Origin of the sequence: Clostridium sp. UBA4548 (assembly GCF_002387895.1) — a bacterium.
Taxonomy (GTDB): Bacteria; Bacillota; Clostridia; order Clostridiales; family Clostridiaceae; genus Clostridium_J.
On record NZ_DGLI01000021.1, the window covers coordinates 29,579 to 42,150 of the forward strand.

12 protein-coding genes and 1 tRNA gene are annotated in these 12,572 nt (G+C 31.6%); 11 read left to right on the forward strand and 2 right to left on the reverse strand.

From position 1 onward, the window contains the following. From B3040_RS06655 to B3040_RS06695, 9 genes are all read left to right on the forward strand, one after another. Positions 1-183 carry a hypothetical protein gene (locus tag B3040_RS06655; RefSeq protein WP_291571437.1) on the forward strand — a complete coding sequence of 61 codons (183 nt, stop codon included), beginning with the start codon at positions 1-3 and terminating at the stop codon, positions 181-183. A 57-nt stretch (positions 184-240) separates the two neighbouring features. Next, on the forward strand, positions 241-1,032 hold the full coding sequence (locus B3040_RS06660; protein ID WP_291571439.1) for a hypothetical protein: 792 nt from the start codon (positions 241-243) through the stop codon (positions 1,030-1,032). Between the two features lie 129 nt (positions 1,033-1,161). Continuing rightward, positions 1,162-1,971: a sigma-70 family RNA polymerase sigma factor gene (locus tag B3040_RS06665; protein ID WP_291571441.1), complete on the forward strand. Its 810-nt coding sequence runs from the start codon at positions 1,162-1,164 to the stop codon at positions 1,969-1,971. Position 1,972: 1 nt separating this feature from the next. Beyond that, positions 1,973-2,392, forward strand: a complete 420-nt coding sequence (locus B3040_RS06670) for a hypothetical protein (protein WP_291571443.1) — start codon at positions 1,973-1,975, stop codon at positions 2,390-2,392. A gap of 11 nt (positions 2,393-2,403) precedes the next feature. Next, on the forward strand, positions 2,404-2,775 hold the full coding sequence (locus B3040_RS06675; RefSeq protein WP_291571445.1) for a hypothetical protein: 372 nt from the start codon (positions 2,404-2,406) through the stop codon (positions 2,773-2,775). Positions 2,776-2,793: 18 nt separating this feature from the next. Next, a complete protein-coding gene (locus B3040_RS06680; RefSeq protein ID WP_291571447.1) occupies positions 2,794-3,204 on the forward strand; it encodes a helix-turn-helix domain-containing protein in 411 nt (136 codons plus the stop codon). Between the two features lie 133 nt (positions 3,205-3,337). Continuing rightward, entirely contained in the window at positions 3,338-4,096 is a 759-nt protein-coding gene (locus tag B3040_RS06685; RefSeq protein WP_291571449.1) for a hypothetical protein, read from the forward strand. Between the two features lie 184 nt (positions 4,097-4,280). Further along, positions 4,281-5,252: an AAA family ATPase gene (locus B3040_RS06690; RefSeq protein ID WP_291571451.1), complete on the forward strand. Its 972-nt coding sequence runs from the start codon at positions 4,281-4,283 to the stop codon at positions 5,250-5,252. Next, complete coding sequence (locus B3040_RS06695) at positions 5,242-7,725, forward strand: S8 family peptidase (protein ID WP_291571453.1); 2,484 nt, start codon at positions 5,242-5,244, stop codon at positions 7,723-7,725. The genes B3040_RS06690 and B3040_RS06695 overlap by 11 nt, the downstream gene beginning before the upstream one ends. Before the next feature lie 376 nt (positions 7,726-8,101). Here B3040_RS06695 and B3040_RS06700 read toward each other — a convergent pair. Beyond that, positions 8,102-8,177: transfer RNA gene (locus tag B3040_RS06700), tRNA-Trp, on the reverse strand. Between the two features lie 182 nt (positions 8,178-8,359). Between B3040_RS06700 and B3040_RS06705 the strand changes: the two genes are divergently transcribed. Continuing rightward, positions 8,360-9,157: a metallophosphoesterase gene (locus tag B3040_RS06705; protein ID WP_291571456.1), complete on the forward strand. Its 798-nt coding sequence runs from the start codon at positions 8,360-8,362 to the stop codon at positions 9,155-9,157. Between the two features lie 147 nt (positions 9,158-9,304). Here the strand turns inward: B3040_RS06705 and uraA are convergent, their stop codons facing one another. Further along, positions 9,305-10,609: a uracil permease gene (gene uraA, locus B3040_RS06710; RefSeq protein ID WP_291571457.1), complete on the reverse strand. Its 1,305-nt coding sequence runs from the start codon at positions 10,607-10,609 to the stop codon at positions 9,305-9,307. A gap of 397 nt (positions 10,610-11,006) precedes the next feature. Between uraA and B3040_RS06715 the strand changes: the two genes are divergently transcribed. Further along, a complete protein-coding gene (locus B3040_RS06715; RefSeq protein ID WP_291571459.1) occupies positions 11,007-12,353 on the forward strand; it encodes an alanine/glycine:cation symporter family protein in 1,347 nt (448 codons plus the stop codon). Positions 12,354-12,572 lie beyond the last annotated feature (219 nt).

Here is a 12,572-nt window from a genome sequence, read left to right on the forward strand (position 1 = left end):
GTGGAAGAAAAAATTATAAAGCTAGAAAAGGAAATTAAAAGTTTAAAAGATCAGGTTAAAAGTTTAGTTGATGTAGTAAATCAATTAAAACCACAGGAACTTAAAGAAAAGTATATTAACTTAAGACCAGATTTGGAAGCAGAGCAGCAATATAAATCATTAATAAGATGCACAAACTTATAAACTCTTGAAGAAGTTCAAGGGTTATTTTTATGCTTTAAACTAAGGAGGAATGTAATAATGCCTAATATGTTGGACCAAAGGATAAATGAAAATAATGAGTTATACAACTCTACTAAGAAGGAATTAGAGGATAGGATAAGTATAGCTAATGATGAGTACAATGCACTCTTAAATGATTTTAATAGTCAAATAGAGTATATTCAACGAGATAATATGCTCAGTAAAGATGGTAAGGTTAAGAAGGCAAATGAAGTTAGGGAAAATTTCATAAATAAGGTTAACACGAAAAGTTTAGGATACTTTGATACATTGCAAAAGTCGCTTGATATTGCAATTTTGAAGGATGAAGAAAAAAGATTGAATAACTTTAAAGGCTTGAATTCAGAGATGATGCCACAGCTCTTATATGTTAATTCAATGATTAATTCAATATCATCCCTAAATGATGCTGATTTATTGGAAGATGTATTTAATTATGCTAGTGAAGAAGGAAATTTTAGTGATGAATTAATCAATATGGTTTATATCAAAGCCAGAAATTTAATTAATAATAGTACACCATTTCATAATATGGAGAATGATAATGATAATATTTTAAAGGCAGCTGAATTGGGTAAGAGTAGAGCAAAGATAAGTGATATTATTACTAAAATCACTAAGTATAAAAAGAATTATACTAAGGAATTTAGTGATTTTAAAATCTCCTTTGCAAGAGCGTTTAATCAAAGGAAGTACCCTTCCAACTTATATGTTCAAAGAGATCCTAAGAATGATTTTATAGTTCCAGGGAATTTGAAAGACAATAGCTGGAATAAACCAGGGAGCAACAATGACCCTTGGACTAGATAAGCAAAAGTAAGATTTATGAATATTGTATAAGGGGCTTGGTAGTGTCTTATGGAATTGATTAAATTTATAAGAGAGAAAATATTATCCGTATGCATGTGAAAGGGTACTGTTGTAGTCTTGTGGATGCATATGGATTATTTTATAGGTGATATTATGAAATCCGTAGAAAATATGATAAAGGATTATTGGAATAAGGCACCTGGTGCGGAAGAAGAATTATATAATTATTTCTTACCATCAGTAAAAATTCAAGTTGGAAAAATATATTATCGAGGATATCGAGGTCAACTTAACTATGATTATGATGACCTAATACAAGCTGGAAATATGGCTATATTTAATGCTTGTGAAGTATGGAATAACATAGGGTTACCTAATAACATAGAAGCTTCTATGAATCGTTTTATTTTATACGCTGTGCTTAATATGAAGAAAAAGATAATTAATAGAAGATATATGCCATCAGTTAATAATACTTTATGTGAAGATGGAAAAGAAATTGGAGATTTGCATAGAGATGAGACTACAGAACTTTTATATGAAAAGGTAGTTGAAAATATTGATAATGGAATTTTAAGAAAAGAATTAGAAGAGCTAATGTTAAGTAACTTAAGTAGCAAATATGAGAAAGCATTAAGATTGAGATATGGATTTGAAGGGAGAATTTACTCTTATACTGAAATTGCTAAAGAGTTAGGTGTTAGCATTGACTATGCTCACATTATAGAAGTAAAAGCCTTAAATATACTAAGAAATAATAAGTGGGTTGAAGAAATAGGTAGTATTTATTATTACGGTGAGAAAGTAAGTGATTATAAAAACAAGATTTTAAGTTCACTGTATTCTCAAAACAATATAGAATCATTTATGGATTGGAATGAAAAGTTTGGTAGTGATCTAAGTGACAAACTACTTAACATTAAAAAGTGGGGGTTGTAGGTTGGCTAGTAGAGGAAATTATTTTGTTGGTGTAAAGATGGAGCCATTAACACAGCTTGAGAATGAGCTAAAAGAAAAGATAATATTCACATTAAGAAACTATGACAATATAATAAGTGAAATAGAGAATAATAAGCTAGTTTTAGAACTACCTAATCTTAGTGAAGATGAAAAAATGGACATTCAGGGTGATGTATTAAGAAAAACCTTAAGACTTAAATACATAGACAATTTAATTATGCCATTAACGGAAAGAGATAAAAAAATATTATTCTTAAAATATGTAAATGAGTTAACATGGGCAGAGGTTAAAGATCAATTAGGAATTAAAGGAGAAACGATTCAAAGTGCTTCAGGTTTAGGATACAAAATAATAAAGTACTTAACTCATAGAGCGAATCCATTGATATTTCAAGATTAAGGGGAGTACTTATGAATAAAGGTAATTTTACTAAAAGAAGATATTTCTTAATAGAATTGGGTTTTATGAATACTTATAAATATGATATGGATAATTTAGAAATATTGATTAAGTATGCTGAGTCATTAAATATGACTCAATTTTTAATTTGTGAATATGAAAAGCAATTTAATATTATTAAAGAAAAGGTTGATTACTTAAATAGTATAATAAGCAAATTGCCAGAAAAAGATAGAGCTTTCTTAATTAATTATTATGTAAATCATAAAAAAGACAATGTTTATAAGTCAAGTAGAGCAATTACTTACAGAGCTCAATATATTAGCGATAGACTAGAGGATTTAATAGAAATGAGTAAACTAAAATACAATAACTTACATTAAAGGTGAGGTGTATATAATATGATAACTAATGAACAATTAGAAATGATAGATATGGTTATAGAAGGAAAGCCTATAACTAATATTGCAAGGATTTTAAATAAGTCAAGAGCAACAATATATGCTTGGCTTAAACTTGATGAAGTAATTCAGGAAATGGAAAAAAGAAAGATACAGCTGAAACAAGCTGCTAAGGATAAAATTACATCCAATGTAGAAAGTTATATAAATAATTTAATTGACTTAGCTTTTAATAGTAAAGACCAAAGAATTAAGTTCCAGGCTAACAAGTACTTAATAGATCAGTGTTTGGGAACTCCTACAACAGCTAAGGAAGAAACTAATATCGTTGGTAATAATGAATCTAATAAAGATACAAATACTCTTAAGCAAGAGCTTGAGGATATTAAGAACTTTAAGGTTATTAAGTAGTTTATGCAGAGTATTATAACGAGTTAAATACCAGAGAGCGAAAGCTCTCTTTTTTTATTTTTTGAAGGAACTTTAGGAGTTTATGTTGAATAAGAGCGACAAAGATTATAATTAGTGGGGAGGAAACAAATATATGGACTATAAAGGGTGGGTTCTTTCTATATATGATGAATATGTAAAGAGATATAATGAGAAATATAATGCTAAAGAAGAAAAAGTTAAACTTAAAGATGTAATAAGCATTATGAAAAGAAAAGAGAAAAGAGCAGGTAGTATTGCAATAATACTTTTTTTACTATCTATTATTCTATTAATGGGATTATCATTATTTGGGAAAATTGAAAATGCAGAAATTTATATAATGGCAGAAGTTTTATGTGCATTTTTAATCGCTTATTTTTATAATTACAAACATGAAGTTGATATCCAAACATATCATAGACGTGTTGATGTACTAAGAGAAGTGCTAATAGATGAGGGACTGTACAACGAAGGATTTGTTAGAAGTTTAAGGAGTTATACTGGGGGCATATTTTATAAGATTAGTGAGAAAATCAGGGGCGTTATTAAAGGTGGAATTGGAATCGCTTCTATAATTGGATTTAACTATACATTTATTAGATCAAATAATGATATTGTACTATTGATAGTAGCGATTATGGCAATAGTAATGACAATAGCATATTATGCTCACATATATTTAATATGTATGCCAAATAGTAGGGTAATTAGGCGAGGAAATTTCCATGTTATATTAAACATACTTATAGCTTATGATTTTGAAAGTAAAAGTACAAATAAGAATATTAGTGATAAATCGACTTTCAGTGAATTGGCAAAGGTAAAAGATATTATTGAGAAAATAAATGAAACTATTGTAGAGAAAAATTGATAAGAGCTTACTTGATATTCTAAGAATACGTTTGGCTTTGAAGATGAGTTTTGAAGTCAAATATATTTAAGTTAGAGAAGTATCAATAATTTAGGGATACTTTTTTGCGTATGTGTAGGATAGAAAATTTATGGTATAATTTAGATATAATGTACGATAGTATAATTAGAGGAGGTGTAATAGTATGGCTACAGGAGAGCATATAAAATTATTAATTCAGGCTCATTATGATAATGAAGATCGCTTTAAATCGGTAGTATTGCAGATTGCTGCATATGAGGCAAATAAGGGGCATAATGCACTTGCGAGAGAAATAAGAGATATAGTAGATGCGTCTAAGATAAAAAGAAACAAAGCAGTTCAATTAAATAATGGTTTTAATGAATTAATAAATAGTACTTTACCAGAGCATAATTTAAGTGAAATAGTAGTTGCCGAAGAAATAAAGAAAAGAATTCAAAGAATAATTAAGGAATACAGGCAAAGAGATAAGTTAAAAAGACATGGACTTAATAATAGAAGAAAAATACTATTAGCTGGACCTCCAGGAACAGGAAAAACAATGACTGCATCAGTGCTAGCATCTGAGCTGAATTTACCTTTATGTACTATAATGATGGATAAGATGGTAACTAAATATATGGGTGAAACAAGTTCTAAACTTAGACAGATATTTGATAATATTTTTGAATATCAAGGAGTATATCTTTTTGATGAGTTCGATGCTATAGGTTCTGAACGTAGTATGGATAATGATGTTGGAGAAATTAGAAGGGTATTAAATTCCTTTTTACAATTAATAGAGCAGGATGAGTCAGAGAGCATAATAGTAGCAGCAACTAATAATCCTAGACTTTTAGATCAAGCTTTATTTAGACGATTTGATGATATAATACACTACACCTTACCAGATGAAATTGAAATTGAAAGGTTAATTAGAAATAGATTAGGTGAGTTTGCATATAAATCAATTGATTATACACACATAACAGAAAGATGCATTTCATTGAGTCATGCAGAAATATCAAAAGCCTGTGATGATAGTATTAAGGAATCAATTTTAAATGATATAGGGTTTGTAAATGAAAAGTTGCTTCGAAAAATGATCGAAGAAAGACTTTCATCTTATATGAGGGGTGGAAATATTGGAGATTAAGTATTACAATAATATTTTTTTAGACAAAACAGGGGAGGCGCATAAATATAAATCTAAAAACCAAGGAGGAAGGGGAAACACTCTTCCTCCGAGAAATAGAATAGAACATGGGGAAAGAATTCAAAGAAAACTACAGGGTATTTGGGAACGAATAGAGCGTGAAAGTAATGATACGACAGCTGTAGCGTTAAATACTAGAGGGGGAACTTATTTAGAGTTTGAAAGCACACCAAATTTTAATTTAACTACAAAAAGCTTAGAATCTACTAAGGATGGAATAAGGCTATTAAATGTTAGAAAAGAAATAAGAGATGAAGAAACATTTATAAATAAAGCAACTGTGTTTATACCTAAAGGAAAAGAAAATCATTTTCTAAAAAAAATAAATGCATACTTAACAAAAGAAACCGGAAAGGGTCGGCCAGCAAATGAAAATTTAATTGCATCTATTAATGATATAAAACTTGCAGTGTTAGAATCTTTTTGGACAGGCTCAAAAGATTGGATTCCAAAAGATGATTTATCATGGTGTGAAGTTTGGATAAGTAGCGATTCAGATGAGAAAGAAGCAGAATTTAGAAACGTGCTAGAGTTGTTAGGTATTGAAAGTAAAAGAGAGAAAATATCGTTTCCTGAACGTAGAGTTTTATTTGTGAAAGCTAATAAAGATTTGTTACAAAAGGTAATAGAAAATACGCATCTAGTTGCAGAGATACGAAGAGCTACGGAAACTGCGGCCTTTTTTATTGATTTAGAAAATACTGAGCAAACAGAATGGGCTAATGAGCTATTAAACAGGCTAAAAGTAAATCAAAATAGTAATACTTATATAAGCGTATTAGATACTGGAGTTAATAATGGACATATGCTTTTAAAACCAATTTTAAATGATGATAAGTGCTATAGTTATGAAAGTACTTGGGGTACATACGATCATGAAGGCCATGGTACAAGTATGGCTGGATTAAGCGCATTTGGTAATTTGCAAAGTGCTTTAGAATGTAATCATGAAATAACAGTAGATCACTGTTTAGAATCATATAAAATACTTCCGCCCAGAGGAGAAAATAATCCTCAGTTGTATGGTGCGATAACAACGGACGCTGTGAGTAACTTAATTATTGACAATCCTAACAAACAGAGAATAATATGTATGGCAATAACAGCACCTAAATATCAAACGGGAGACGGAAGTCCTTCTTCTTGGTCAGCGGCGATAGATGAGATCACATCAGGATATATAGATGGTATTCAAAAGCTTTTCCTAGTTTCAGCTGGGAATATACAAGATAATGATGATTGGATGAATTATCCTATTAGTAATATAACTAGATCTGTCCAAAATCCTGGACAATCTTGGAATGCGGTTACAGTAGGTGCATATACTGAAAAGTGCACGATAGATAGAGAGAAATATGGTGATATGGTAACGGTGGCAAGCAGTGGAGAGTTATCACCGTATAGTTCTACCTCAGCTAGTTGGGATAGTAAATGGCCCATAAAACCAGAAATTGTTCTAGAAGGTGGAAATATTATTAAGGATTCACATGGGTGTTATGGTGGAGAGGATGACCTATCGTTATTAACTACAAATTATATGCCAAGTAAACAGCAGTTTACAACAATTTGGGCAACAAGTGCAGCTACAGCGCAAGCATCTTGGATGGCGGCAAAGTTACAAAGTATGTATCCAAATGCATGGCCTGAGACAATAAGAGCTTTGTTAATACACTCGGCTGAGTGGACTGACGCAATGAAAAAACAGTTTCTAGACGGCAATACCAAGACTGATTTTAGAAAACTTTTAAGGACTTGTGGGTATGGAGTTCCAAATCTACAAAAGGCTATACTGTGTGCGAATAATAGCGTAAATTTAATTATACAATCTGAGTTGCAACCATTTGAGAAAGTGAAGGGTAGTTATAAAAGTAAAGATATGCATATACATGAATTACCTTGGCCTAGTGAGATATTACAGCAGCTTTATACTACACAAGTTGAGATGAAAGTAACATTGTCCTACTTTATTGAACCCGGACCAGGAGAAGTAGGGTGGAAAGATAGATATAGGTATGCTTCCTGTGCTTTAAGATTTGATGTCAATGGATCTGATACAAAGGAAGTATTTATGAGCAGAATATCTAAGGCAATAGAAGAAGAAAATAATGATATCATTAAAAGTGGTGGTGGAAATGTTAATTGGTTATTAGGACCTAATAGTAGGAATGTTGGTTCTATACACTCGGATGTTTGGAAGGGAACAGCAGCAGAGTTAGCAACTTCAAATTTAATTGCTATTTATCCAGCAATTGGTTGGTGGAGAGAAAGAAGCTATTTAGGACGTTGGGATCATAAAATAAGATATTCGTTGATAGTATCAATTTCCACACCGAAGGTTGAAACTGATTTATATACTCCAATAATAAGTAAGATTGAGGTTAATAATAAAGTTAAGGTAGAAATACCAACTTAGATACGCTAATTTGAAAATCTTGGGTATTAGACGCTTTAAAAGTGCTTAGTATAACAGTTTTTCTTTCTCATATAGCAATAATTTGTGCGAAATTATTAGGATTGACTGCTATTCTATTTTCTTGCAAATTAAAAAATAGTTTAATAAATCTAGTGTCGGAATTTCCTACACTAGATTTTAATGTTTAATAAAATAATTTTCGAATGTTAATTTTATTTATATTAAATGAAGTTTAGATTTTTTAGGCACACTTTATTGTATTTTAATGTATTTTTTTAAATCAATAGTACCCAAATAGTACCCAAATGAAGAATTTCATTATAATTAACAAAAAATAAAAGAAGCTTCAAACCCTTGAAGCTTCTAATGTTTAGTGTGGCAGGGGCAACAGGACTTGAACCCGTAACCAACGGTTTTGGAGACCGCTACTCTACCAATTGAGCTATACCCCTATGTTTAGTTTTGTCTTACCGACAAAATATATATTATCATAAAACATTTGCTTTGACAAGAGAAATTTTAAAAATCCTCTTACTGACAGTGTAAAGTTAATTAAAAGCTACATAGGGATATTATGGGCTTTATGGGGCAAACTAACACCAGTTATAAAAATATGTTGGTGGAGGAGTTCACATTGAGTCTAAAGAAAAAAGTTTTATTTATTATCATACCAGTTCTTATTTACTTTGTGAGTTTAAATAATAAATCAGCTTTTTCTACTCAGGTTTTTAATAGAGCAGGGGATGGTAATAGCAAGGTTTATATTACGGGAGATATTCATGGACTTTTAGGAATAGAAAGAGTTTTGAAGATAAATCACTTAGATGAAGATGATTATTTAATCATTTTAGGAGATTTCGGTCTTTTATGGGATGGTAGCTTAAAAGAAACCAAGGCCTTAAATAAACTGAATAAAAAGCCTTTCACTACTTTGATAATAGATGGTAATCATGAAAACTTTGATATGCTAAATGCACTACCTATGGAACAATGGAATGGAGGTAAAGTACATAAAATTAAAGATAAAGTACTTCATCTTATGAGAGGTGAGGTCTTTACCATAAACAATAAGAAATATTTTACCTTTGGTGGTGGCAAGTCTATTGATAAGGACAGACGGGTAGATAAGGTTAGTTGGTGGAAGGAAGAGATTCCATCCACAGAAGAAATGAACAATGGACTAAAGAATTTAGAAAAATGTGATTATGTTGTGGATTACATATTAACTCATACTACGGATGTGGATAATTTATATACCATTGGAGATGCTTTAGGGTTTACTCCTACTGAAGATGAATTAAATACTTTTTTATCTGAGGTAAAAAGTAAAACTAGTTATAATAAATGGTATTTTGGTCATTTTCATTTAGATTGGAAGATTAATAATAAGGATAGAGTAGTGCTTGAAGAGATATTAGAAATAGGCAACTAAAAATAAGCGTTATAGGAAATTAGAAGATTAGGTTTTAAATAGACATAGAATAAAATAAAAACAGGTTAGAAAGTTCTTTGAACTTTCTAACCTGTTTTTTAATACATTTAATGGTGTAATTATCCACAGAATTATTATTATGTTACACTATTTTTCATTCATTAGGTTTAACTTATCAAATATCATGAAGGCTGAGTTTAAAGCTATTGCTACTAAAGTTGCAAGTCCCATTCCACCTACTTCAATTACTCCAAAGTGAAGCTTTATTCCACTTAAGCCTATGATAAGAATCACAGAAGTTAACATAAGATTTCTTGATTTAGAGTAGTCCACTTTTTCCTCTATAAAGGTTCTAAGACCTGAAGTTGCGATTGTTCCGAAGAGTAGAAGGGATATCCCACCTATTACAGGGGTTGGGATAGTTCTAATTAGTGAAGCTAAGGTTCCTGAGAAACCTAGAACTATTGATAGTAGTCCTGCACCACAAATTACATATACACTATAAACCTTTGTTATAGCCATAACACCAACATTTTCACCATAAGTAGTGGTTGGTACTGAACCTAGTAATCCTGAAAGCATGGTGGATAATCCATCCCCAAGTAAGGATCTATGAAGACCTGGATCAGAGGTTAAATCTTTTCCAACTACGCTACTAGTAACTGCAAGGTGTCCTATATGCTCCGCAATAACTACGAAAGTTGCTGGGAATATGGTTAATATTGCAGTTAGGTCAAATTTTGCAAAAGCCATGGTTGGAGCTGCTATTAAACTTGCTTCTTTTACTGAAGTGAAGTCTATTAATCCCATGAAGTAAGCTGAGACATATCCAACTACAACTGCTATTAAAATTGGTATTATCTTAAGAAATCCTTTGAAAACTACTGAACCTAAAACTAGTGTTCCAAGTGTTATCATTGAAACTATTACCCAAGTCATATTAAGCTCAGGTGAGTTTGAAAGTCCTACTGGAAAGCCAGCCATATCTGCTGCAACTGGTGCAAGCTCAAGACCTATTATTGTAACAATGGCTCCCATAGCTGCTGGTGGGAAAAGCTTTTTAATCCAACCTATGCCTGTAAAACCTACAGTTATAGCTACAGCTGAAAAAACTAAACCTGAAACTACGAAACCACCTTGTATGTGTTGGAAGCTATAGCCTTGTTGTTGAAGTAATAGTACCGGTGCTATAAAAGCAAAGCTTGAACCAAGAAATGCAGGTATCTTTCCTTTTGTGATTACTGCATAAAGTAAGGTTCCAATACCGTTAAAGAATAATACCGTTGCAGGGTCTATATTAAATAAAATTGGTACAAGTACAGAGGCACCAAACATTGCAAACAAGTGCTGTAAACTTAGTGGTATTGCTTTCTTTAGAGGCACCTTGTCTTGAACATCAATAACAGAGTTTTCCTCTACTAATGCATTTTTTGTTGATAAACTATTTTCCATTTTAAATCCCCCTTAAAAATATTATTTGGGGGAGCGCTAGCTCCCTTTTTAGCCTCGCAGGACTAAATTAAAAGTAACCTATTAAATCATAAGACTTAAAGAAATAAAAAAGACTTCTTACAATGGTAAGAAGTCTAATATAGCACCCACTAAGGGTAATAATTCACTATATTTTTCTCCTTACAGTCTCTCTGGATCTGATTAAAGGTTTAAATACATATTAACATAAGTTACATAACACTACAATAGTAATTTTAAAATTAAATTAAGGGTATAAAATCCAATTTAAATGAAAGAAGGAAGTTAGAAACTTGCAAATAATCTTGAAATTAGGCATAACAATTAACAATTATGAATATTATGTAACAACAATTAATTTTTAGGGGGATTTTATATAATGTTTGCCGAATTCGTAAGCAAAGCCGCTACATTTCTTTGGGGGTATCCCTTAATTATTCTTTTATTTGGGACTCATTTATTCTTAACTTTTAGACTAAGGTTTATGCAAAAATACATTGGAAAAGCAATCAAGCTTTCTGTGACAAAGGACGACTTTGCTGAAGGAGATGTAAGTCAATTTAGTGCTCTTTGCACAGCTCTTGCAGCAACTATAGGAACAGGTAATATTGTAGGAGTTGCTACAGCAGTATCCCTAGGAGGGCCAGGGGCAGTGCTCTGGACTTGGCTTACAGGGGTTTTTGGAATTGCAACAAAGTATTCTGAAGCCCTATTATCAGTAAAGTATAGAGTTAAAACTGAAGATGGGACCATGGCTGGAGGTCCAATGTATGTAATGGAAAAAGCTATGGGTAAAAAGTGGCTAGCTGTTTTATTTGCAACCTTTACAAGTATAGCAGCCTTTGGGATAGGTTGTGCAGTTCAGGCAAACTCTATTTCCACTATGCTACAAAGTACCTTTAGCATCCCAACTTGGGTATCAGGAGCAATGATGGCAATTCTTACAGCTATAGTTGTAATTGGAGGCATTAAGAGTATAGCAAAAGTATGTGATATTCTCGTGCCATTTATGGCTATATTCTATGTTTTAGGTTGCTTAATTATATTAGGGTTAACCTTTAGTTCTATACCTTCAAGCATAGCATTAATCTTCAAGAGTGCTTTTTCAGCTAAGGCTGTAGGTGGAGGAGCTGCTGGTGCTGGAATTATGATGGCTATGAGATATGGTATTGCAAGAGGATTATTCTCAAACGAATCAGGTCTTGGTAGTGCTCCAATAGTTGCAGCAGCTGCACAAACAAGAAATCCAGTTAAGCAAGCCCTTGTATCCTCTACAGGAACTTTCTGGGATACAGTAGTGGTTTGTGCTATGACAGGTCTTGTTATAGTAAATACAGGAGTCTGGAATCAAGGGTTAAATGGTGGAGAGTTAACAAAAGCAGCTTTTGCAATAATACCAGTAGTTGGACCAATAGTATTAACAGTAGGACTTTTAACCTTTGTATTTTCTACTATACTTGGATGGTCTTATTATGCTGAAAAGGCTATAGAGTATTTATTCGGCAAAAAGGCAATAACTCCATATAGAATTGTGTATGTAATTATGGTATTTGTAGGAAGTGTATTTAGTTTAGACTTGGTATGGAATTTATCAGACCTTGCAAATGGATTAATGGCAATTCCAAACCTTATATGCTTGCTTGCGTTAAGTGGAGTTATAGTTAATGAAACTAAAAAATATTTATGGGATGATAACCTTGAGGAAATAGATAAGGAACTTAATTAAAATTGAATCTAAAGATATGGGTGCTTCTAGAGGGGGCACCTTTTCATTTTTAATCTATAGGCAATGAAGGTTTGGTTTTGGCTTATATAAAACTATCTTAAGGCTATTAAAAGTTTAAGGACTGAATAACATAGGTCTTAGTCAAGGAATTTTATGAAATTTAAGGGGATTATAGCATAAACATACATATTTAAAATGTTAACAAAATATGAAGAATAT